The sequence below is a fragment of the Bradyrhizobium sp. NBAIM18 genome (genome assembly GCF_020193825.1).
GTDB lineage: Bacteria > Pseudomonadota > Alphaproteobacteria > Rhizobiales > Xanthobacteraceae > Bradyrhizobium > Bradyrhizobium yuanmingense.
Genome location: NZ_JADYVO010000014.1, coordinates 88,383 through 109,626 on the forward strand (window position 1 = coordinate 88,383; position 21,244 = coordinate 109,626).

Annotated in this window: 20 protein-coding genes; 12 read left to right on the forward strand and 8 right to left on the reverse strand. The window is 66.4% G+C overall.

Annotated features, from left to right (window positions below; genetic code table 11):
• Positions 1 to 168 precede the first annotated feature (168 nt).
• Entirely contained in the window at positions 169 to 2,598 is a 2,430-nt protein-coding gene (locus I6F17_RS26265) for an EAL domain-containing protein (protein WP_225131706.1), read from the reverse strand.
• Between the two features lie 288 nt (positions 2,599 to 2,886).
• Between I6F17_RS26265 and I6F17_RS26270 the strand changes: the two genes are divergently transcribed.
• On the forward strand, positions 2,887 to 4,053 hold the full coding sequence (locus tag I6F17_RS26270; protein ID WP_225131707.1) for an ABC transporter substrate-binding protein: 1,167 nt from the start codon (positions 2,887 to 2,889) through the stop codon (positions 4,051 to 4,053).
• Positions 4,054 to 4,059: 6 nt separating this feature from the next.
• On the opposite strand, the gene I6F17_RS26275 is transcribed toward I6F17_RS26270, so the two are convergent.
• Positions 4,060 to 5,037, reverse strand: a complete 978-nt coding sequence (locus I6F17_RS26275) for a hydroxyacid dehydrogenase (RefSeq protein ID WP_225131708.1) — start codon at positions 5,035 to 5,037, stop codon at positions 4,060 to 4,062.
• Between the two features lie 187 nt (positions 5,038 to 5,224).
• On the opposite strand from I6F17_RS26275, the gene I6F17_RS26280 reads away from it, so the two are divergent.
• Positions 5,225 to 6,721 carry a caspase family protein gene (locus I6F17_RS26280; RefSeq protein WP_225131709.1) on the forward strand — a complete coding sequence of 499 codons (1,497 nt, stop codon included), beginning with the start codon at positions 5,225 to 5,227 and terminating at the stop codon, positions 6,719 to 6,721.
• Positions 6,722 to 6,772: 51 nt separating this feature from the next.
• Here I6F17_RS26280 and I6F17_RS26285 read toward each other — a convergent pair whose 3' ends face one another.
• From I6F17_RS26285 to I6F17_RS26295, 3 genes are all read right to left on the reverse strand, one after another.
• Positions 6,773 to 7,138, reverse strand: a complete 366-nt coding sequence (locus I6F17_RS26285) for a hypothetical protein (RefSeq protein WP_225131710.1) — start codon at positions 7,136 to 7,138, stop codon at positions 6,773 to 6,775.
• A 34-nt stretch (positions 7,139 to 7,172) separates the two neighbouring features.
• Positions 7,173 to 8,465: a Spy/CpxP family protein refolding chaperone gene (locus I6F17_RS26290; protein ID WP_225131711.1), complete on the reverse strand. Its 1,293-nt coding sequence runs from the start codon at positions 8,463 to 8,465 to the stop codon at positions 7,173 to 7,175.
• A 100-nt stretch (positions 8,466 to 8,565) separates the two neighbouring features.
• Positions 8,566 to 9,990 (reverse strand): FAD-linked oxidase C-terminal domain-containing protein, encoded by a 1,425-nt coding sequence (locus I6F17_RS26295; protein ID WP_225131712.1) that lies wholly within the window; start codon positions 9,988 to 9,990, stop codon positions 8,566 to 8,568.
• An 87-nt stretch (positions 9,991 to 10,077) separates the two neighbouring features.
• Between I6F17_RS26295 and I6F17_RS26300 the strand changes: the two genes are divergently transcribed.
• Positions 10,078 to 10,584 (forward strand): thioesterase family protein, encoded by a 507-nt coding sequence (locus tag I6F17_RS26300; RefSeq protein WP_225131713.1) that lies wholly within the window; start codon positions 10,078 to 10,080, stop codon positions 10,582 to 10,584.
• A gap of 65 nt (positions 10,585 to 10,649) precedes the next feature.
• Here I6F17_RS26300 and I6F17_RS26305 read toward each other — a convergent pair whose 3' ends face one another.
• A complete protein-coding gene (locus I6F17_RS26305) occupies positions 10,650 to 10,823 on the reverse strand; it encodes a DUF1328 domain-containing protein (RefSeq protein ID WP_036006471.1) in 174 nt (57 codons plus the stop codon).
• 236 nt (positions 10,824 to 11,059) lie between these two features.
• Here I6F17_RS26305 and I6F17_RS26310 point away from each other — a divergent pair, with 236 nt between their 5' ends.
• From I6F17_RS26310 to I6F17_RS26350, 9 genes are all read left to right on the forward strand, one after another.
• Entirely contained in the window at positions 11,060 to 13,636 is a 2,577-nt protein-coding gene (locus I6F17_RS26310; protein WP_225131714.1) for a UvrD-helicase domain-containing protein, read from the forward strand.
• A gap of 8 nt (positions 13,637 to 13,644) precedes the next feature.
• On the forward strand, positions 13,645 to 13,932 hold the full coding sequence (locus tag I6F17_RS26315; RefSeq protein WP_225131715.1) for a type II toxin-antitoxin system HicB family antitoxin: 288 nt from the start codon (positions 13,645 to 13,647) through the stop codon (positions 13,930 to 13,932).
• A gap of 88 nt (positions 13,933 to 14,020) precedes the next feature.
• Entirely contained in the window at positions 14,021 to 14,437 is a 417-nt protein-coding gene (locus tag I6F17_RS26320; RefSeq protein WP_036037371.1) for a hypothetical protein, read from the forward strand.
• Positions 14,437 to 15,102, forward strand: a complete 666-nt coding sequence (locus I6F17_RS26325) for an OmpA family protein (protein ID WP_225131716.1) — start codon at positions 14,437 to 14,439, stop codon at positions 15,100 to 15,102. Before I6F17_RS26320 ends, I6F17_RS26325 begins: the two co-directional genes overlap by 1 nt.
• 171 nt (positions 15,103 to 15,273) lie before the next feature.
• Complete coding sequence (locus I6F17_RS26330) at positions 15,274 to 15,792, forward strand: Mpo1-like protein (protein ID WP_225131717.1); 519 nt, start codon at positions 15,274 to 15,276, stop codon at positions 15,790 to 15,792.
• Positions 15,793 to 15,820: 28 nt separating this feature from the next.
• Complete coding sequence (locus I6F17_RS26335) at positions 15,821 to 16,852, forward strand: NAD-dependent epimerase/dehydratase family protein (RefSeq protein ID WP_225131718.1); 1,032 nt, start codon at positions 15,821 to 15,823, stop codon at positions 16,850 to 16,852.
• Between the two features lie 26 nt (positions 16,853 to 16,878).
• Positions 16,879 to 17,502 carry an isoprenylcysteine carboxylmethyltransferase family protein gene (locus I6F17_RS26340; protein WP_225131719.1) on the forward strand — a complete coding sequence of 208 codons (624 nt, stop codon included), beginning with the start codon at positions 16,879 to 16,881 and terminating at the stop codon, positions 17,500 to 17,502.
• Positions 17,503 to 17,638: 136 nt separating this feature from the next.
• Positions 17,639 to 17,848 carry a hypothetical protein gene (locus tag I6F17_RS26345; protein ID WP_225131720.1) on the forward strand — a complete coding sequence of 70 codons (210 nt, stop codon included), beginning with the start codon at positions 17,639 to 17,641 and terminating at the stop codon, positions 17,846 to 17,848.
• A gap of 139 nt (positions 17,849 to 17,987) precedes the next feature.
• Entirely contained in the window at positions 17,988 to 19,292 is a 1,305-nt protein-coding gene (locus tag I6F17_RS26350) for a sorbosone dehydrogenase family protein (protein WP_225131721.1), read from the forward strand.
• A 4-nt stretch (positions 19,293 to 19,296) separates the two neighbouring features.
• Here I6F17_RS26350 and I6F17_RS26355 read toward each other — a convergent pair whose 3' ends face one another.
• Together I6F17_RS26355 and I6F17_RS26360 are read right to left on the reverse strand one after the other, a co-directional pair.
• The gene (locus tag I6F17_RS26355) at positions 19,297 to 20,121 is read right to left on the reverse strand and encodes an aspartate dehydrogenase (RefSeq protein WP_225131722.1); all 825 of its coding nucleotides are present in this window, start codon (positions 20,119 to 20,121) and stop codon (positions 19,297 to 19,299) included.
• Between the two features lie 59 nt (positions 20,122 to 20,180).
• On the reverse strand, positions 20,181 to 21,098 hold the full coding sequence (locus I6F17_RS26360) for a LysR family transcriptional regulator (RefSeq protein WP_225131723.1): 918 nt from the start codon (positions 21,096 to 21,098) through the stop codon (positions 20,181 to 20,183).
• Between the last annotated feature and the right edge of the window lie 146 nt (positions 21,099 to 21,244).

Here is a 21,244-nt window from a genome sequence, read left to right on the forward strand (position 1 = left end):
GGCGCAGACGCTCCCGCAGCGTCATGGCCGGGCTTGTCCCGGCCATCCACGTCTCGCGACGCAGGACGGAGAACGTGGATGCCCGGGACATAGGCGAGCGGAAGCGACGCCGTCCTTCGGACGGCTATGCCCGGGCATGACGACCTAAATACTGCTTGAGCGGCGCGCTCAGGCGGCGTCGAGCCGTGAGGATTTGACCGGCGCGTCGAACAGGATCCGCTCGATCGGATGCGGCCGGCCGAACAGATAGCCTTGCGCAAAATTGACGCCGAGCGCCTTCAGCCGGTCGAACTCCTCGGGCGTCTCGACGCCTTCGGCCGTGACCGACATGTCCAGTCCGCGCGCCAGCGTCACGATCGAGGAGATGATGGCGGAAGAGCGCGGCTGCTGCGTCAGATTGCGAATGAACGACTTGTCGATCTTGATCTTGTCGAACGGGAACGCGGTCAGGTAGCTGAGCGAGGAATAGCCGGTGCCGAAATCATCGAGCGCGAGCTCGACCCCGAGCTGCTTCAGCCGCTCCATGAAGGCATGATTCTCGCTGCCGCGCTCCAGCAGCACGGATTCCGTGATCTCGATCTCGAGCCGCTGCGGCGGCAGGCCGGAATCGGCGAGCGCCGCGCAGATCATGTCGAACAGCTCGGCTTCCTTGAACTGGATCGGCGACAGATTGACGGCGATCATGAGATCGGCAGGCCAGCCGGCTGCGTCCGCGCACGCGCGCCGCAGCACGAATTCGCCGAGCGGCACGATCAGCCCGGTCTCCTCCGCAAGCGCAATGAACTGGTCCGGAGGGATCAGGCCGCGCGTCGGATGCCGCCAGCGCACCAGCGCCTCGAAGCCGCGTCGTTCGCCGCTGAGGGCATCGACGAACGGCTGGTAGTGCACCTCCAGCTGGCAGCGCGCGATGGCGTCGCGCAGATCTCCTTCCAGCGTGTTGCGGGCCTCCAGCTCGGCCGACATCGCCTCATCATAAACAGTGAAGCAGTTGCGGCCGGCCGATTTCGAGCGATAGAGCGCGAGATCCGCTTTCTTCAGGAGCTGCTCCTGATCGCTGCCATGATCCGGCGCGATCGCGATGCCGATGCTGGTGCCGATCTCGACGCGGTGTCCGGGCAGCAGGAACGGCTCGCTCACGAGCTTGGCGATCCGCGCCGCCAGATCGGTCGAGCAGGCGCGCTGGTCCTCGCCGGCTTGCTGGATGATGGCAAATTCGTCGCCGCCGAGCCGCGCCAGCACGTCGTTGGCGCGCAGCGCGGATTTCAGCCGCTGCGCCACCTGGCGCAGCAGCGCATCGCCGGCCGCGTGGCCGAGGGAATCGTTGACGTTCTTGAAGCGGTCGAGGTCGAGCATCAGGATCGCGAAGGGCTCGCCCCTCACGCTCAACTTGCCGTTCATCTCGTCGAGCCGGGTGAGGAAAAAGGCGCGGTTCGGCAATCCCGTGAGGATGTCGGTCTGGGCAAGCTCGAGCACGCGCCGGTTCGCCAGCGACAGCCGCCGCGAATTGCGGCTGGCGAGCATCAGATAGGTCGACAGCGACAGCGTCAGCAGCATGCCGACGACGAGGACCGCAACCGCGCGGTCGTAAGTCGTCGCCAGCGGACCGCCGGCGGTCGGAACCGCCCGCACCTGCCAATCGGTGTCGCCGATCTTGAGACTGCCCGACCAGTGCAGGGTCCGCGCGATGTCCCGCATCGACCGCAGCGCCGAGGCGGCCGACGCATAATCCGGCAGCATCTGCTCGAGGCTGACGATCTGCGCCGTGTACGGCGGGAAGACCGTCATGCTGACCGCGGGGCTGGCTCCGGTGGTCACGCGGATGGACTGGATGAGCAGCGGCAGGTCGAAGACGCCGACCACGACGCCGGCGATATTGCGGCGCCGGTCCGCGATCTCCTCGCGCGAGGTTCCCTTGGCGTAGACGGGAACGACGACGAGGACATAGGACGGCCGGTCGCTGTCCTTCGGCCCGAACAGGCGCGTGCGCATGGCTGCGACGCGATCGTTGTCGCGCGCGCGCTCCAGCACCGCCCGTCGCTCCGGAACGGTCGTGTAGTCCATGCCGTAGACCGACGAGGTCTTCGGCTGAGTGGAGTAGAACACCGGAAAATATTCGTCACTCTGCGGCGCGATGACGAAGCTCTCGCCCTGCAGCGCCTTGATGTGATAGCTCGACACACCGTCCCGGATCGCCGCGGCCTCGTAATCCGCGCGCTCCTTGCGGTTGATCCGCGGCAACCAGGAGATGCGCAGCATGCCGGGGTGACGCTCGAACAGGCGGGCGCTGAAGGTCTCGAATTCGCTGCGGGTGACTTCTTCGTTGGTCGATTCGAACAACGTGCGCAGCGCGAGAAGTCTCGATATGTACTCGTTCATGCCGTTCTGCAGGACGATCGCCTGGGTCTCGGCTGCGTTTTCGAACTCGATCCTGTTGACGCGATCTTCCCACCGCGCGACGGCGGCAGCGCCCACGATCGAGAACAGCAGGCCGACGCCGACCGCGACGAGCGCAGGACGATAGAGCCCGAGCAGCGGCGCGGCACGCCACCATCCGCCTCTACGTCTCCGATCCTGATCGTTCTGATCGCGACCGCCCATCTTGAAGCCGCCGTCCCCTGTCCGCGACGAACCGAACCTCTGGTTGAGGTGCCAGTGCCGCTATCGGAACAAGACGGCGGTTAAGAAGTGCACAATTTCGGAAACCAGTCGTACCGCAATGCGGAAATTAGTTAACGAAGTGCACGAGCGATCCCGGCTTTCTCGACATAAGTTGCCGGTTTTCCCCGGTGTAATACGGCCTCTCTGCGCCGTGGCGCTTAGCGAGCTATTCAGCCTCGCAAGGCTATGTTGCGCAAGGTTTCTTTCAAGGATCCGGCAAGCCTCCCGATGCATCGAATTCGATCAGCGAGATCCGTCGTTCTGACCATCGCGCTTCTGGCCGCGACCACGCTGGTTGCGAGGGGCAACGAGGCCGGCATCAGCGAGGATGCAATCCTGTTCGGCCAGGCCGCGGCGCTGGAAGGCCCGTCCTCCGCGCTGGGACAGCGCATGCGGCAAGGCATCGTCGCCGCATTCACCGAGGTCAATGCCAAGGGCGGCATTCACGGCCGCAAGCTCCAGCTCATCAGCCGCGACGACGGCTACGACCCCGACCGTTCGGTGGCGCAGACGCTGCATTTGATCAACGAAGACAAGGTGTTCGCGCTGATCGGTGCGGTGGGCACGCCGACCGCGATGGCGACGATACCGATCACCAGCTCCAGGAACGTGCCCTTCATCGGCCCGTTCACCGGCGCCGAGTTCCTGCGCGATCTCGAGCTTCCGAACGTCGTCAACATCCGCGCCAGCTACGGCGCGGAGGCGGAAGCCTGGATCAAGCATCTCACCGAGGATCGCAAGTTCACCCGCATCGGCATCTTCTACCAGGACGATTCCTTCGGCCGCGACGGGCTTGTCGGCGTGAAGCGGGCACTCGCCAAGCGCGGGCTCGAGCTCGCCGCCGAAGGCACTTTCGAGCGCAACACCCGCGCGGTCGGCCAGGCCTGGCGCATGATCAAGCGCGCCGACCCCGAAGCCATCGTCATGGTCGGGACCTATGGTCCGTGCGCGGAGTTCATCAAGCTCGCCCACCGCAGCGGCGCTCGTCCAACCTTCGTCAACATCTCCTTCGTCGGCGCCGTTGCGCTCGCCGCGGAACTCGGCCCGGAGGGCGACGGCGTCATCGTCTCGCAGGTCGTGCCGTTTCCCTGGGACCGCTCGCTCAAGCTCGTCGCCGACTACCAGGCGGCCCAGAAGGCGTTCGACCCGGCGCTGACACCGGATTTCGTGTCGCTGGAAGGCTATCTGTCCGGCCGGCTTGCGGCCGCGGCGCTGGAAAAGGCCGGCCCCAATCCGACCCGCGCCAGCCTGCTGCGCGCCATCAACGATACCGGCCGTTTCGACATCAGCGGCAGCATCGTCACCGTCGGCACACGCATGCTCGACACGCCGCCGAAGGTATTCCTGACCGTGATCCAGAAGGACGGGACGTTCAAGGCGGTGGACCGGCTCTAAGACCCTTCACGGCCGCCGCGCCCAGCGATCGGCGTTGACGGCGCCTTGCGGGATTTCTCCCCTCGCGATGGCCTCGACCTGTCGCACCGTCTCCAGCGACTGGTATTCGATGGCCTGCGGCGTCAGGCCGCCGACGTGGGGCGTGGCGATGACGTTCGGCAGCTTGGCAAGATCGGGCGTCGGCATTTGGTCCGGTGCGCGGCCGACATCCATGGCGGCGCCGGCGATGCGGCCCTCACGCAGCGCGCCTGCCAGCGCGGCTTCGTCGACCAGATTGCCGCGCGAGAGATTGATGAAGACGGCGTGCTTCTGCATGCGCGCCAGCGCCGCCTCCCCGATCAGGTTCTCAGTCTGCTCGTTGGCGACGGCGAGACAGACGACATAGTCCGATGCGGCGAGGAGCTCGTCGAGACCGACCTGCCGGATCGCGGCATCGCTGACGGTTACGAAGGGATCGGAGACCAATACCTCCATGCGCAGCACTTTTGCGATCTCGGCGAGGTAGCGCCCGATGCTGCCGTAGCCGATGATGCCGATCCGGCTGCCGGCGAGCTGGCGGCCCATCCGTGCTTCCGGCTTGCGGCCTGCCTGGTAATCTGCGGTGGTCCGCGACACGCCGCGGGAGAGATCGACCATGAAGCCGAGCGCGAGCTCGGCCACGGCCTGCACGAAGCCGGGCCCGGCGCGGGTCACGAGCACGCCGGCTTGCGACGCCGCATCCACGTCGACGTTGCGGATGTCGACGGCGCAGCGGACGAAGGCCCGCAGACGCGGCAATTGCGCAAAGATCTCGCCGCGCCCTTCAGTCATGCGGTCGGCGACGATGATGTCGGCGTCTTTGGCTGCGCGCACCAGGCCGGCGGCGTCCAGCGGCTCATCCTTCTCGTGCAGGATCACCTCGGCGGCCGCCCGCAGGCCGTTCAGGCTGCGATCGCCGTAATAGTTGCGCCGCATCTCCGGGGTGTGCGCGAGCAGGACCTTCACGACAAGCCTCCTTCACTAGCCGAATTCCCGCGGCAGCGCGGTCGAAAGGTCTAGCACAGGGACGGCTCCGGCAGATACCCTGCCCCATTTTGCCGCGGCCCCTGCGTGATCCAGCGCACAGACGCCCTCATGGCGCGGACTTAGAAATAGTGACATCATCGTGCGCATTGCCGTTGGAGGTGACATCATGCGCCGTCCAGTCTTTTCGAATTTGCTTCTTGCGTCCGGTCTTCTCGCATTCACCCAGTTGGTGACGCCCACCGACGCGGCCGCCGAAGCGCGCCTTGCGCTGGTGATCGGCCAATCGACCTATCGCACGGTGCCGGAGCTGCCGAACGCCGCCAACGACGCCAAGGGCATGACGGAGCTGCTCGGCAGCGCGGGCTTCACCGTCACCACGGCGGCCAATCTGGCACAGACCGAGATGCGTGCTGCGATCTCGGACTTCGCCGGCAAGGTCAGTGCCAGCGGCCCCGACACCGTCGCGCTGGTGTTCTATGCCGGCCACGGCCTTCAGATCGACGGCGAGAACTATCTGGTGCCTGTCGATCTCGATCCCAAGCGTGAAGCCGACATCCCGCTGCAGGGCGTGCGGCTGAACGACATGCTCAACACGCTCGGCGCGCTGCCGACGCGGGCGCGCATCTTCATGCTCGATGCCTGCCGCAACAACCCGTTCCCCGCGCTCAGCGGCGCCGGTCACGGCCTTGCGATCGTCGATACCAAGGCCGGCGCGCCCGGTTCGTTCATCTCCTATTCGACCTCGCCCGGCGCCGAGGCCGAGGACGGCAACGGCCTCGACAGCCCCTACACGACGGCCGTGCTGACGGTCGCCAAGCAGCCGAACCTGCCGATCGAGGAGATGTTCAAGCGCATCCGCGTCGCGGTGGCGCAGTCGACCGACGGCCGGCAGATCCCCTGGGAAAGCTCCTCACTGACCACCGATTTCAGGTTCTTCGGCGAGAGCGGCGGCAGCACGCCCGCTCTTCCCGGCGCATCCGCCATGGCGCTCGCCGGCGGCACGCGCAGCGTCGCGGACTGGCGCAAGACATTGCAGGGCAAGCCTGCCATGGTCGCCTATGAGCTCGTGATCACCGAGGACACCGTGGAGGCGTATCAGGCCTATATCGAACTATACGCCCAGGACACCCGCACGCCGCGTCTTCGCACCGTGCTGGAGCGGCGTCGCCAGATGCTGGCGTGGGAGCGTGCCACCGCCATCAATACCCGCGCCTCGTTCGAGGCATACCTAGCGAACTGGGACAACAGCGATCTCGCGGCAACCGCGCGCCGGCTGCTGCTGCGCGTGCAGAACCGCAACTACGCCGTGCCCGTCGCCGCCGCGGCGACGCCCGTCGCGGTCGCGATGGCGCCGACCTGCCCGTGCTCGACGCCCGCGACCCCGGCAACACCGGTCAACCCCTCGGTCCCGCCCGTGATCAAGAAGCGCGTCGACGAGACCCCGCCGAAGCGCAAGGTGGTCGAGACGCCGCCCAAGCGACGGCCGCCGTCCGAGCAAGTGGTCTACGAGCGCGCGCCGCCGCCGGATCGCGGCCCGCCGCCGGAGGCCGTGATGCAGGGCATCGGCATCGGCGTGGGGATCGGCCTCGGCATGGGAATGGGCGGCCGCGGCGGCGACCATAACAGCGGTGGCTACAACAGCGGTGGCTACCGCAGATACTGAGCCGGTCCGGCACCAGCAGCATTCGGCTCGCGCCAATCGCGCGAGCCGAACTCATTGCGACAGGGCCGGATGGTCCCGGAGCACGGCTTCTCGAATCCAGCCTGCCTGGATCGCACGCGACAAGATCTGCGCCGTCTTGATGTCCTCAGCCTTCATGCAGAGATCCACGATGCGGCGCACGGCGTCGTCGCGCATCAGATCGTCGGAGATCTTCATCGCGATCTCCATGGCAGCGCGGGCTGCGCGCTCATAGCGCTCGCGCGTGCTGGTCGGCGCCGAAGCGCCGGCGGCTTCGGCGATCGCCCGCGCAGCCTGGCAGATGTTGCGAATCCGGTCGGCTGCGTCGATGTCGCCGAGCGGCCCCCCGATCGGCTCGTCCCAGACGTCTGCCGGCTCTCGCCTCGCGCACCACTTCATTGCCCCACCAATGGTCTTCAATTGCTCACGGCGTTCAGGACATGCGGCGCGGGCCGATCGCCTCGAACTGCGCCTTCTGCTCGTCGTTGAGCGTGGCGTAGAAATCATCGAGCGCCGCCCGGACCGACTTGATTCCGTCCAGCATGACATCGAGACGCTTGCGGATCGCGGCCATGCGGGCCGGAGGCGTCATCACCTCATTGGGCTCGCAGGACGCCTTGAGCGATGTGCTAACCTTGGCGCTGGTGTCCTGGAGCACCTGGAGTGCCGCGCGCTGAGTGTCGTTCGGACGAAGCCGTTCTTCGATCGTGGCGCCGGGCCAATCGAACGCGGCGGACGGGCTGCAAGTCTGCACCGACGATCCGCCCGCATTGTTCGATGCCGCGGCACGACGTTGATCGTCGGCAAGCGCATTGAAGCGCGCCTTCTGCTCGTCGTTGAGCGAACCATAGAACTGGTCCAGCGCGGGCTGAACCAGATCGACGGCTTTCTGCATCGCCTCGACACGCTGCTGCATGGCGGCGAGCCGGCCGGGCGCCGTCGCTGCGGCCTGCGTCGGACAGGAGGTGCGGATCAGCGCCGCCGCGTCGATCGAGGCGTTGCCGAGCGCATCGAGAGCAGCGCCTTGCGCGTTCGTCGGCTGCACCGCGGCTGCGATCTGATCGATCGGCAGGCCGACGATGGCGCGGCGATCGCTGCCGCAGAGCTGATCGAGCGGCGCGCTGCGCGCTCGCCGCCGTCCCTGCGGCTGCTGCGGCAGATAAGCCGACAGCCGATCATAGCCATAGGGACCGAAAATGCCGGCATAGATGTCCGGATAGCCGTAGCCCCAGAAGGCGAGCCCGTCGCCCCAGATGGTGTAATCGTAGAGGTCGTTATAGGCGAACGGCCAGAACAGCGGCCCGACCCAGCCGTAGCCGCCGCCGGGATGCTGCCACCATCCGCTGCTTGCACCGCTCCAGCCGGCGAGTGCCGCCGCCGCGGCAATCTGCGCGCGGGCCGCCGGATTGCTGATCAGCCGGCCATTGCGGAAGGCGCTGGCGTTCCAGGCGTTGCGGAAGTTCGTCGGCCGTATCGCGGCATTGCGGATCTGACCGAAGTTCGGGCCGCCACGCCGGGCGCCGGTTGTGAACCGCATCCCGCGATGATGCCCGCCATGCGCATGCCCGCCGCCGTGGCCGCGGACATGGCCGCCGTGGTGACCGCCGCCGCGCCCGCCGCCATGGCCACCTCCATGGCTGCCGCCGTGTCCGCCCTTCGCGAACGCGGCCCCCGCAAGCATGCAGGCAAAGGCCACCGCGGCAATTCCCATGACCGGTCGCACCATCGCACCCTCCCGCGCAAAGCCCTGCCATTGAGCATCGGAAATTGGCGGGAATTGGAACCGGCAGGATTGCCGAAAGTTCCCGGTTCCGGAGGGCGCCGCCTTATGCCTCCGGCACGATCTTGCCGGGGTTGAAAATGTTGAGCGGATCGAGTGCCTGCTTCAGCGCCCGCATCGCATCGAGCGCCTCGGGGCCGAGCTCGGCCTCGAGATATTTCTGCTTGCCCTGGCCGATGCCGTGTTCGCCGGTGCAGGTGCCGTCCATGGCCTGCGCACGCTCGACCAGACGATGCATGAACTCCTCGCCGCGCGCCATCTCGTCGGCGTCGTTGGTGTCGCACACCAGCGAGCAGTGGAAATTGCCGTCACCGACATGGCCGACGATCGGCGACAGCAAATTGAGGCGCTTGAGATCCTCCTCGGTCTCGCTGACGCAGTCGGCGAGCCGCGAGATCGGCACGCAGACGTCGGTCGCGACCACGCCGATGCTGTCGCCGGGCCGCAGCGCCTTCACCGACCAATAAGCATCGTGCCGCGCCTGCCACAGCTTGGTGCGGTCCTCCGGCTTGGTGGTCCAGGAGAAATCGCCCCCGCCGCAGTCCCTCGCGATCTCGCCGAACGCCTTGGATTGCTCGGCGACCTCGATCTCGCTGCCGTGGAATTCCATCAGCAGCAGCGGCGTCTCCGGCAGCGTCAGCTTGGAATAGGCGTTGCAGGCCTTGACCTGCGCGGCGTTGAGCAGCTCGATGCGCGCGACGGGAATGCCGGTCTGGATCGCCAGGATCACGGCCTGGCAGGCGCCGTGGACGGTCTCGAACGACACCGCACCGGCCGCGATCGTCTCGGGGATGCCGCGCAGGCGAATGGTCAGCTCGGAGATGATGCCGAGCGTGCCTTCGGCGCCGACGAACAGATGCGTCAGGTCGTAGCCGGCGGACGATTTCTTGGCGCGCGTGCCCGTGGTGATGATCTCGCCGTCGCCGCGCACCACTTTCAGCGCCAGCACGCTGTCGCGCATGGTGCCGTAGCGCACCGCATTGGTGCCGGAGGCGCGGGTCGAGGCCATGCCGCCGAGCGAGGCATCCGCGCCGGGATCGATCGGGAAGAACAGGCCCTGGTCGCGCAGATGCTCGTTGAGCGCCTTGCGGGTGACGCCGGGCTGGATCACGCAGTCGAGGTCCTCGGCATGCACCGCGAGCACCTTGTTCATGTCGCGCAGATCGATCGAGATGCCACCGGCGGGTGCGTTGACCTGGCCTTCGAGCGAGGTGCCGGTGCCGAAGGGAATGACGGGCACGCGATGTTTGGCGCAGATCCGCACCACGTCCTGGATGTCGGCGGTCTCCTGCGCCATCACCACGCCATCAGGCGGCTGGTTGGGGATCCAGGTGGTGGTATGGCCGTGCTGCTCGCGCACGGCCTGCGAGGTGATGAGGCGGTTGCCGAAGCGCGCGGCAAGCTGCTCCAGCGCGCTTGCGAGGGCTTTCGGCTCCGGCCGCGGCGGATTATTGGTGATGGTCGTACCCACGGAATTCCTCCCGACGAGAAGAGACCGTGGCAAAGGACATATAACCGGTCAAGTCAAGGGACCGGACGCATAGCTTGGGAAGGACACATGCCGGAGACTGCCGCCACAGCGCCGAACGCAGAGCCGTTTCGCTCCTCGATCATGCAGGTCGAGCCGCAATGGATCGACTACAATGGCCATCTCAACATGGCCTATTACAACGTGATGTTCGACCGGGCGATCGACGAGTTCTGGCTCGAGCTCGGGATTGGCCCGGGCTACAAGACAGAGCGCAACGGCTCGACCTTCACCGCGGAGTGCCACGTGCGCTATTTGCGCGAGATCCATCTCGGCGATCCCGTGCAGATCTTCGTCTGGCTGCTGCAGGCCGACGACAAGCGGCTGCATACATTCGAGGAGATGCGGCATGCGACAGAGGGCTGGCTATCGGCGACGTCCGAGAACATGTCGCTGCACATGGACATGAACGCGCGTCGCGTTGCGCCGTTTCCGCCCGACATCCAGCAGCGCATTGCAGGGGTTGCCAAATCCCACAGCGCCTTGACGCGACCCGAGGGCATCGGCCGGAGCGTGGCGATGCCCTCGAAGCGTTAGTGGCTCAGGCGCCGTCTGCCGCCTGTGGTTCACCTCTCCCCGTCGGGGAGAGGTGAACATCGCAGCTATATTCTGTTGCGGCCGCGGGCGAGGCCCACGACGGCCGAGACCAGGAACAGAACGACTGCGATGAAGAAGATGATCTTGGCGATCTCGATCGAAGCGCCGGCGACGCCGCCGAAGCCCAGGATGCCGGCGATCAGTGCGATAACCAGAAACGTCACAACCCAGCCTAGCATGGTCAAACCCTCGTCTTGATGTTGTCTGCGATCGACGCGGCTGGCCGCGCCACCTGTCCTGACAATCTCGACGCGGGAACGATAGTTCCGGTCCCGGCGGGAGCGAAATTCGCTGGCTCAGCTGGAACAAATCGGCCTGCCGCGCACGTGGAAAACCCGGCCCGGCGCCCCATATAGGCACCAATCCCTGTTAAGAAGGCTCCCTTCCACCACCCCGCGGTGCCATCGTGGGGCCGATGATTCGCATGACCGAGCCGAGCAAGATCACAGCCGTACCCGACCACCAGCCCGCAGCCGGCGGCATCGCCGCGCGTGCGCGCGCCTCGGTGGGTCCGAAATACCTCGCCGGGCTCAATCCGGAGCAGCGCGAGGCAGTGGAGACGCTGGACGGCCCGGTCCTGGTGCTGGCCGGTGCCGGCACCGGCAAGACCCGCGTCCTGACCACGCGCATCGCGCACATCTTGAGCCAGGGCCGCGCCCGCTCGGCCGAAATCCTGTCGGTGACCTTCACCAACAAGGCCGCGCGCGAGATGAAGCACCGGCTCGGCCAGATGCTCGGCCACGCCGTGGAGGGCATGCCGTGGCTCGGCACCTTCCACTCCATCGGCGGCCGCATCCTGCGCATCCATGCCGAGCTGGCGCAGCTCAAGTCGAACTTCACCGTGCTCGACGTCGACGACCAGGTCCGGCTGCTGAAGCAGTTGCTCCAGGCCGAGAACATCGACGAGAAGCGCTGGCCGGCGCGGATGCTGGCCGGCCTGATCGACGGCTGGAAGAACCGCGGCCTGATGCCTTCACAGGTACCGTCGGGCGAGGCCGCGATGTTCGCCAACGGCAAGGGCGGCAAGCTCTATGCGAGCTATCAGGAGCGGCTGAAGATCCTGAACGCAGCCGACTTCGGCGATCTCCTGCTGGAGAACATCCGCATCTTCCGCGAGCACCCGGATATTCTCAGGCAGTACCAGCAGCGCTTCAAGTTCATCCTGGTCGACGAGTACCAGGATACGAACGTCGCGCAATATCTGTGGCTGCGGCTGCTGTCGCAGGCGCCTTCTTTCACCTCTCCCCGCTTGCAGGGAGAGGTCGCATCGCGAAGCGATGCGGGTGAGGGGGACTCTCCAAGCACCGAGCTCGTGGAGACTCCCCCTCATCCCGGCCTCCTCCCCGCAAGCGGGGAGAAGGAGAAGACCAAAAACATCTGCTGCGTCGGTGACGACGACCAGTCGATCTACGGCTGGCGCGGCGCCGAGGTCGACAACATCCTACGTTTCGAGCACGATTTCCCCGGCGCCAAGGTCATTCGCCTGGAGCGCAACTATCGCTCGACGGGTCACATCCTCGCCGCCGCCTCGCACCTGATCGCGCACAATGAAGGCCGGCTCGGCAAGACGCTGCGCACCGAGGACCAGGACGGCGAGAAGGTCACCGTCACGGGCTCATGGGATTCGGAAGAGGAAGCCCGCGGCATCGGCGAGGAGATCGAGCAGCTGCAGCGCCAGGGCGAGAAGCTCAACGAGATCGCCATTCTCGTGCGCGCCTCCTACCAGATGCGCGAGTTCGAAGACCGCTTCGTCACGCTGGGCCTGCCCTATCGCGTCATCGGCGGCCCGCGCTTTTACGAGCGCGCCGAAATCCGCGACGCGCTGGCCTATTTGCGCGTCATCAATTCGCCGGCCGACGATCTCGCCTTCGAGCGTATCGTCAATACGCCCAAGCGCGGGCTCGGCGACGCCACCGTGCAGATGCTGCACGACCACGCCCGCAAGCGCCGCATTCCCCTGTTCGAGGCGGCGCGCGCCGTGGTCGAGACCGACGAGCTGAAGCCGAAGGCGCGCGGTTCGCTTCGCGATCTCGTTGCGCAGTTCGACCGCTGGCGCGCCCAGCGCGAGGTCACCGCGCACACCGATCTCGCCCAGATCGTGCTCGACGAGAGCGGCTATACCGAGATGTGGCAGAAGGACCGCTCGGCGGATGCCGCGGGCCGGCTGGAGAACCTGAAAGAGCTGGTGCGCTCGATGGAGGAGTTCGAGAACCTGCAAGGGTTTTTGGAGCACATCTCGCTGGTGATGGACCGCGAGGGCGGCGCCGAAGACGATGCGGTGTCGCTGATGACGCTGCATTCGGCCAAGGGGCTCGAATTCGACAACGTGTTCCTGCCGGGCTGGGAGGAAGGCCTGTTCCCGAGCCAGCGCACCTTGGACGAACAGGGCCGCGCAGGCCTGGAAGAAGAGCGCCGGCTCGGCCATGTCGGCCTGACCCGCGCCCGCCGCCGTGCAAAGATCTATTTCGCGACCAATCGCCGGATCCATGGCACCTGGTCGACCACGATCCCGTCGCGCTTCCTCGACGAATTGCCGGCGGCCAATGTCGAGATCACGGAGTCCAAGGGCGGCTCTGGATGGGGCGGCAGCGGCGGCTACGGCGCCTCGCGCTTCGACGACATGGAGGCGTTCGGCTCCAGCTATTCGACGCCGGGCTGGCAGCGCGCGCAGGCGAACCGGAATCGCGGTGGCGGTCGCAATGGCGGCGGCCGAAGTGGCGGCTTCGAGGAAGAGGCCGCGACGTTCTCCTCCTCGTCATCCGGACCGGACTTCGGCAGCTTCTCCTCCCGCCGCCGCGGACCGCTGACCATCGAGGGCGAGCTGGTCGCCAAATCCACCGGCACGACCTCGGAGTTCTCGCTGGAAGACCGCGTCTTCCACCAGAAATTCGGCTATGGCCGCGTCACCAAGATCGACGGCAACAAGCTCACCATCGCCTTCGACAAGGCCGGCGAGAAGAAGGTCGTGGACAGTTTCGTGCAGCGGGCGTGAGGCCCGATATGGCTCGGTACATTGCCATCATCGAGGACGCCGACCCGGACGAAACCGTGAGCTTGTGGTTTCCGGACCTGCCCGGTTGCATCTCTGGCGGCGACGACGTCGAGGAGGCCCTGGAGAATGCGCCCGAGGCGCTCGCATTCTATGCGCAGGAGCTGATCGCGGACGGTCGCCAGCTGCCCCCGCCGCGGACGCTGGATGAGCTCAAGGCCGATCCCGAGGTTGCCGAGGACCTCAGGAACCATACCGTCGCCCTGGTCGACTGGCCGCCCCTCGCTGAGGCCGAGTGAGGACTGTTCGCCGCACTGCGCAACTCTCGACAGTTCTCGCCCGAACGCCCCTTGACCGCCGCGAACTTCCCCGTATCAGATGCAACCCATGGTCCGGGGCTCCGTCACATTGATCGTGCTTGCATTGGGGATGCCGTCGCTTGCGGCGGCGGAGACCATGAGCTTTGGCGATTCGATAGGCAAGCTGGCGGCGAGCTGCGGGGCGGAAATCGTCGCCAATTGCCGCGGCGTCAACCCGGATTCGAACCGGCTGAAGGAATGCCTGTCGCGCAATCGCGACGTGCTCTCGCCGCAATGCACGAGCGACTATCTCGGCGTGTTCGACGCCATCCAGAAGCGCGTCGCCGCGCGCGTCACCGTGGCGAACGCCTGCCAGCGCGAGATCGTCAAGGTCTGCGGCGGCTCGACCAAGGAGACCAGCAAGTCGGTCCCGTGCCTGGTCTCGACGCCCAAGGGCATCAGCAACAACTGCCTGAAGGCCGTTGACGACGCGGGGTATCGCTGATGCGCGCGAACGGGCTCGCCACCGCAGGACTGGGCTTGGCGCTGGGCCTCGCTTTGCTCGCGGGCCCCGCCGGCGCGCAGACGGCGGCGCCGACCCGCGACGACATCGTCGCGAAGCTGAACCATTTCGAAGAGGCCGCCGAGGTCGACCTGCCCGCGCTGAAGCAGCAGGTGATGGAGCGCGCCAAGACCAGGATCAAGAACGATCCGGGTCCGGTGAACCGGCCGCTGATCGCGCCGGAGCTCGCCAAGCTGCCCGCCTTCAATGCGCAGATCCAGTTCGACGCCGACACGCCGATCATCCAGCCGACGTCCTACCAGACCGTCGGCCGCATTGCGGACGCGCTGGTTCATGCCTCGCTGCTGCCCTACACCTTCCTGATCGTCGGCCACGTCGAATCCAATTCCAAGACGCGCGAGGCCAATGCGATCCTGAGCCAGCGGCGGGCCGATGCGATCCGTGACGTGCTGGTGAACACCTTCAAGATCTCGACCAAGCGGCTGCATCCGATCGGCCTCGGCGAGGAGCAGTTTCTCGACCGGGCCAAGCCGACCTCCGCCGTCAACGGCCAGTTGCAGATCCTGACTTATGCCAAGCTGCCGGAGGAGCCGCGTCCGGCTGCGACGCCAGCGCCTGCGGCGAAAAAGCCCGCCAAGAAGCGCTGAGCGACGGCGGCTCCGCCGCTGACGGAACCCCTTGAAGTGCGGACTATTTTGCAGCCTGTCCCGGGCGCGCGAAGACGGTTTCACGCGACAAAAGTGCCGGTTTGTGCACCGCCCGGTCCAGTGCTATAGCCTCTGTTCGCCCTTCCCGACCCCGTGCTGCATGAGACCGAAATGGGTGGCTTTTTTTTGCGCCAACTTGCCGTTTATGTCGAGTATCATCGCGATCCCCGCAACACGGCGATGCATGTGGTCGGCATCCTGCTGCTGTTCACCGGCGCCGTGCTGCCGCTGACGCTGGTCAAGCTTCCGCTGTTCGGATTCAACGTCAGCCTGGCGGTGGTCCTGGCTGTTCCGGTCTTGATTTACTGGCTGCTGCTCGACGCGGCGCTCGGGCTCGGCATTCTCGCTGTCTCCGTCGTGCTGTTTTCGGTTGCGACGACCATCGCGGCGCAAGTCGGCACCGCGACGATGTGGGCGATTTTCGCGACGCTGGTGGTGCTCGGCCTCGCCGCGCAGGCCATCGGCCACAAGGTTTTTGAGGGGCGCGAGGCCTCGTTGTTCACGTTCCCCTCGCATCTTTTGCTTGGACCGATGTTCGTCATGGCAAAATTATTCATTGCAATGGGTTTCCGTCGCGACCTTGCCGCGATTCTGGCGCCTCTTCCGGCCAATTCACTTTCAACCCGATAACGCTCGAAGCGAAACAGCAACCTACTGCATGGCTCTTGTCCTGGTTACCGGTGGCAGTGGCTTCATCGGACATCACCTCGTAGAAGCGCTCCGCGCCCGTGGGCAGCGGGTCCGCGTTCTCGATGTCCGTGTGCCGAGCGCGGCGAACGCGGATGTCGAGCACGTCCACGGCTCGGTGCTGGACTGTGCCGCGGTCGATGCGGCGATCGCCGGTTGCGATCAGGTCTATCACCTCGCCGGCCTGCCGGGCATGTGGGCCCCGAACAAGCAGGACTTTCACGAGGTCAATTGCCGCGGCACCGAGATCGTGCTGGCGGCGGCGATGAAGCGCGGCGTCGCGCGCTTCCTGCACTGCTCGACCGAATCGATCCTGTTCCCCTATTGCGACCTCAAGGGCGTTCCGGCCGAAGAGGCGCTGCAGCCGGCCGAGGCGATGCCCGGCGCCTATACGCGGTCGAAATCGCTTGCCGAGCATCACGCCGCCAAGGCGGCAGAAGCGGGCTTCCCGCTGGTGATCGGCACGCCGACCATGCCGATCGGCGCCGCCGACCAACATCTGACACCGCCGACCGCGATGCTCTGGTACTTCCTGCAGAAGAAGGTGCAGCCGCACCTCAACTTCCTGGTCAACCTGGTCGACGTCCGCGACGTCGCCATGGGCCTGGTCCTGACCATGGAGCGCGGCCGCCTCGGGCAGCGCTACATCCTCGGCGGCGACTGCGTCCCGCTCGGCGACATCCTGCGCATGATGTCGGCGATGAGCGGACGCCGGCAACTTCCCGTCGTCGTACCCGGCAAGATCGCCGAGCTCTCCGCGATCATGCTCGAATACATCGCCGACCACATCACGCGCCGGCCGCCCAACGGCACCGCCGAGGGCGTGCGGATCGCGCTCGCAGCGAGCGACCTCTCGATCGGCAAAGCCCGTAACGAGCTCGGCTATTCGCCGCGTCCGATCGAGCCGGTCTTGCGCGAAACCATCACCCACCTGCTCGCCCGCAACGGCCAGCAGCCCTCCGGCGCCCTCAAGCATCACGCGCTGTCCTCGCGCGCGAGCTGACGCCGCTTCAAACGCAAAGAACCTTCATGTTCGATTTCAGCAAGCTTCTCTCTGTCGCCTGGGGTGGCTGGACCACGACCTGGCCGACGCAACTGCTCGCCCTGATCTGGCTCGCTTTTCTGGCCAGCTGGGTCGGTGCCTCGTTCTGGCAGGGACAGACCAAGAAGCAGGTCATGACGCTGGAGTCGCAGCGCTATCGCCTGCCGATCCTGGTCGGCGGCATCCTGTACACGCCGTTCATTGCGGAAGCCATGGGCTGGAAGCCGCTTTGGGTGCTCGGCAACACCGGCATCATCATCGCTGCGGTCCTCTCAGTCGCCGGCATCGCTTTCGCATGGTGGGGGCGGCTGCATCTCGGGAAATTCTGGTCCAACACCATCACCCAGAAGGAAGACCACCGCGTCATCGACACCGGCCCTTACGGCATCGTCCGTCACCCGATCTACACCGGCCTGATCTTCGGCATGCTGGTGACCGGCGTTGCGATCGGCTTGGTGACGACGATCCTCGGCGCGATCCTGATCTCGCTCGGCATGTGGCAGAAGGGCCGGATGGAAGAGGTGTTCCTCTCGAAGGAGCTCGGCGAGGACGCATATGGAGCCTATTGCCGCCGCGTTCCGATGATCATTCCGTTCACGTCGCCGCGGTGAGGGCGTCACTCTCCTGTCCGGACGCGCTGCGCTGCGCGTCCGGGGCACGAGTGCACGATTCCGACTCGCCAAGGAACCACACCTGCGCTGGTCCGTTAGCCCTCGACATCTGTCAACGGCCGCAGAGCATCGAGCCATGTCGGACGCCTACGATTATTTTCGCGCACACGCGATCGCCGCCGTCCGCAGGGCGCGTGCGCTGCCCCCTGGGCGTACGAAGCAGAAGCAGCGCACGGTGGCGCGGGTCTATCATCTGCTCTCCAGGGAAGCGGCGCTGGCGCCGAACATCCGTCACTTGGATGATTTTCGCGCGGCACGACGGCTGGAGCGGCAGATCGGCCGTTGATCGCCGGGCCGACGCCGCGACCTGTCCCATGCAAATTCGATCGGCTGCCATTCCACGGGAATAGGCCCCTGCTGAGCTCCGCACAGGTTGACGTCGGCCCCGTCAGCCAGTTGGATGCGCGCGCAACCGGGGGCTTGTCATGACGTTTTCCAGCATCTTCGCGCAGTTCGTCGCCTTCATCGGCGGCATCGCGCTGCAATGGCGCAAGATGACGGGCACCGAGCCCGCGCCGGCCTGGGGCGAGAAGCCCGCCATTCCCGAAGCGAAACCGCAAGGCGCGATCCCCACCTTGAAGATGCCGACCGCACGCGGCTGGCGCGACGGACAGAAGCCGATCGCTGCACCCGGGCTCAAGGTCGATGCGTTCGCGAGCGGTCTCGACCATCCGCGCTGGATCGAGGTGCTGCCCAATGGCGACGTGCTGATCGCGGAGGCAACGCAGATCGCGGGCGCCCCGCGCAGCGTGTTCCACTATGCGATGCAGGCGACGATGCGGCGCGCCGCCGCGCTCGGCGTCTCCGCCAACCGCATCACGCTGTTGCGCGACAAGGACCGCGACGGCGTCGCCGAAGTGCGCGGCACGTTCATGGAGAACCTCAGCCAGCCGTTCGGCATGGCACTGGTCGGCGACACTTTCTACGTCGGCAACACCGACGGCGTGATGGCTTTTCCTTACGTTGCCGATGCCGACCGCATCACAGCACCGGGCAAGCGGCTGACAACATTCAAGCCCGCCGGCCACTGGACGCGCAGTCTGCTCGCCAGTCCCGACGGCAAGAAGCTCTATGCCGGCGTCGGCTCGCTCAGCAACATCGCCGAGATGGGCATGGAGGTCGAGCAAGGTCGCGCCGCGGTCTACGAGCTCGATCTCGTCGCCGGCACGCATCGCATCTTTGCGGCCGGCCTGCGCAATCCCGTGGGCCTTGCCTGGGAGCCGACGACCGGCGTGCTTTGGACCGTCGTCAACGAACGCGACGGCCTCGGCGACGAGACGCCGCCCGACTATCTCACCTCCGTGCGCGACGGCGGCTTCTACGGCTGGCCCTATTGCTACTGGGGCAAGACGGTGGACGACCGCGTGCCGCAGGATCCGGCGATGGTTGCCAAGGCAATTCAACCGGACTATGCGCTCGGTGGCCACACCGCTTCGCTCGGCCTGTGCTGGATGCCCGCAGGCACCCTGCCCGGCTTCGGCGAAGGCATGGTGATCGGCCAGCACGGCTCGTGGAATCGCAGCAAGCTGTCCGGCTACAAGCTGGTGTTCATCCCGTTCGCGAACGGCAAGCCCTCCGGCCCCTCGCGCGACATCCTGTCGGGCTTCCTATCGCCGGACGAGAAGGAATCCTACGGTCGCCCGGTCGGCGTCACGATCGGTCCCGACAGGAAATCGCTGCTGATGGCCGACGACGTCGGCAACGTAATCTGGCGCGTGACGGGGGCGTAGGAGCTCACGTCCCGACGCACAGCGTGGCGCGCTGCTTGCGGAGCAGCGCGATCACCGACAGCGCTGTGATCAGGCCGGTCTTGGGATTCTCGGACGGGATGTTCTCGATGCCCATCGAGAAGCGCGCCGAATCCGCCTCGACCTCGATGCGGTGAACGTTGCGCGTCACGGTCGGGTCGGCCCAAACCTGGATCTCGGTGCGATCGGGCCCGATGCCTGCCAGCGACAGCGCAACGGCGACATTGACGTTGGCCGGAAAGCCCTTTGCCGCTTCGCGCGCGCTGCCCTCGAACAGCTTCAGCGGTTCGCGCAGATTGTCGATGTCGATGTTGTTCTGAACGACGAACGGCGCGCCCTTCAGGCCGTCGATCGGCTTGCGGGTCACCATCTTCACGGAATGGATGGTGCCGATTGCGGCGGCGTTAACGGCATCGAGGCCGAGCAGGGCGCCGGTCGGCACGAGGATGCGGCCGCCATTGGCGCGGGCGAGATCGACCAGATCGAAATTGTCGAGCAAGCCGCCGACGCTGACCACGACCGCGGCCTTGCCGCGCTTCACCGCAGGCTCGACGATCGCACGCAGCTGGCTGCTCGGCGCGCATTCGACGACGATGTCGGCGGCCTTGCCGAGCTGGTCGAGCGGCAGGATTGTCGGTGGGCGACGCAAGCCGTCGATGAAGGCTTGATGCTTGGCGGGATCCCGCACGGCCACGGCCGCGAGCGACAGGCCCTCGATGCCCTGATCGAGTGCGGTCGCGATCTTGGTGCCGATCGAGCCCAGCCCTGCAATAGCCACCCGCAATTCGCGTGAAGCCGTCTGATCCGTCATCACCATCCCTCTGTCTTGGCCTCTGTCTTGGCCACTGTCTTGGCCGATGTCATAGCCGCTCACGCCTCCCGCGCATAGCTGCGCAGGCGGGCTTCCAGAACCGCCAGCATGGCATCGCGGGCCGGATCGCGCGAGCCGCGCAGCCAGGCGGCGGCAAGCGGCAACCGGCCCACCGGCCCGCTCTGCCTCGGTCGAAGCGGCACGAAGCGCACACCGGTCACCGCCATCCGTGCGGTCCAGCGCGGCACGATCGCGACCCCGAGCTTCGTTGCCACGAGGTTGATGATGGTCTGCTTCTCGTCGGCGACCTGAACGATGCGCGGCGTCAGGCCGGCCTGTTCGAACAGCTTTATGGTGAGGTCGTGGCTGTGCGGCCGCGAGCGCCGGTCCGGAACCAGCATAGACTCGTCGGCGATATCCGCCAGCGTGATCGCTTTGCGCCCGGCCAGCGCGTGCCGCCGCGGGAACGCAACGATCGCGCTCTCCTGGAGCAGGTCGCGGAATTCGAGCCGCTTGTCCAGCCGGTCAGGCGGACGGACGAAGGCGAGATCGAGCGCGCCGGTCAAAATCTTCGGCAGCAGCCGGACAGTCTTGTCTTCGAGGAGCTGCACCGCGATGTCAGGATGCCTGGCGCGGAAATCGCGCAGGAGCGGCGGCAACAGTCCGGCCGCCGCGCTGTCGATAGCACCGACCCGCAGCCGCCGCGCGGTCCCCGCGCGCGAGCGATTGCGCAGGTTGCTCTCGACCGCCTCGACCTTGGCGAGGATGGTGCGGGCATCGCGCAGCAGCGTCGTGCCGTCCTCGGTGAGCGACACCGCGCGCGTGGTCCGCGCGAACAGCCGAGTGCCCAGGTCTTCCTCCAGCAGCCGGATCTGCCGGCCGAGCGCGGAGGGCAGCATCTGAAGCTGCTGCGCCGCGCGGCCGAAATGCAGCTGCTCGGCCGTCGCCACGAAGCATCGGAGCTGATGCAATTCCATTCGCCGTCCTCTCGCCTCGCCCGACCGCGCTTGAGACTTGCGCGAGGTCGTCATGCCCGGGCTTGTCCTGGGCATCCACGTTCTTGGGCCGCGGGGGAAAGTCGTGGATGGCCGGGTCAAGCCCGGCCATGACGCCGTGGCGACCT

Excerpts from the sequence above, each read along its gene's own strand:
- I6F17_RS26345 (WP_225131720.1), top strand. The coding sequence starts at position 17,639 with ATGTCGGACGCCTACGATTATTTTCGCGCACACGCGATCGCCGCCGTC.
- I6F17_RS26330 (WP_225131717.1), top strand. The coding sequence starts at position 15,274 with ATGGGTGGCTTTTTTTTGCGCCAACTTGCCGTTTATGTCGAGTATCAT.
- I6F17_RS26300 (WP_225131713.1), top strand. The coding sequence starts at position 10,078 with ATGCCGGAGACTGCCGCCACAGCGCCGAACGCAGAGCCGTTTCGCTCC.
- I6F17_RS26340 (WP_225131719.1), top strand. The coding sequence starts at position 16,879 with ATGTTCGATTTCAGCAAGCTTCTCTCTGTCGCCTGGGGTGGCTGGACC.
- I6F17_RS26280 (WP_225131709.1), top strand. The coding sequence starts at position 5,225 with ATGCGCCGTCCAGTCTTTTCGAATTTGCTTCTTGCGTCCGGTCTTCTC.
- I6F17_RS26305 (WP_036006471.1), bottom strand. The coding sequence starts at position 10,823 with ATGCTAGGCTGGGTTGTGACGTTTCTGGTTATCGCACTGATCGCCGGC.
- I6F17_RS26315 (WP_225131715.1), top strand. The coding sequence starts at position 13,645 with ATGGCTCGGTACATTGCCATCATCGAGGACGCCGACCCGGACGAAACC.
- I6F17_RS26285 (WP_225131710.1), bottom strand. The coding sequence starts at position 7,138 with ATGAAGTGGTGCGCGAGGCGAGAGCCGGCAGACGTCTGGGACGAGCCG.
- I6F17_RS26320 (WP_036037371.1), top strand. The coding sequence starts at position 14,021 with ATGGTCCGGGGCTCCGTCACATTGATCGTGCTTGCATTGGGGATGCCG.
- I6F17_RS26290 (WP_225131711.1), bottom strand. The coding sequence starts at position 8,465 with ATGGTGCGACCGGTCATGGGAATTGCCGCGGTGGCCTTTGCCTGCATG.
- I6F17_RS26325 (WP_225131716.1), top strand. The coding sequence starts at position 14,437 with ATGCGCGCGAACGGGCTCGCCACCGCAGGACTGGGCTTGGCGCTGGGC.
- I6F17_RS26270 (WP_225131707.1), top strand. The coding sequence starts at position 2,887 with ATGCATCGAATTCGATCAGCGAGATCCGTCGTTCTGACCATCGCGCTT.
- I6F17_RS26355 (WP_225131722.1), bottom strand. The coding sequence starts at position 20,121 with ATGACGGATCAGACGGCTTCACGCGAATTGCGGGTGGCTATTGCAGGG.
- I6F17_RS26265 (WP_225131706.1), bottom strand. The coding sequence starts at position 2,598 with ATGGGCGGTCGCGATCAGAACGATCAGGATCGGAGACGTAGAGGCGGA.
- I6F17_RS26350 (WP_225131721.1), top strand. The coding sequence starts at position 17,988 with ATGACGTTTTCCAGCATCTTCGCGCAGTTCGTCGCCTTCATCGGCGGC.
- I6F17_RS26360 (WP_225131723.1), bottom strand. The coding sequence starts at position 21,098 with ATGGAATTGCATCAGCTCCGATGCTTCGTGGCGACGGCCGAGCAGCTG.
- I6F17_RS26335 (WP_225131718.1), top strand. The coding sequence starts at position 15,821 with ATGGCTCTTGTCCTGGTTACCGGTGGCAGTGGCTTCATCGGACATCAC.
- I6F17_RS26310 (WP_225131714.1), top strand. The coding sequence starts at position 11,060 with ATGATTCGCATGACCGAGCCGAGCAAGATCACAGCCGTACCCGACCAC.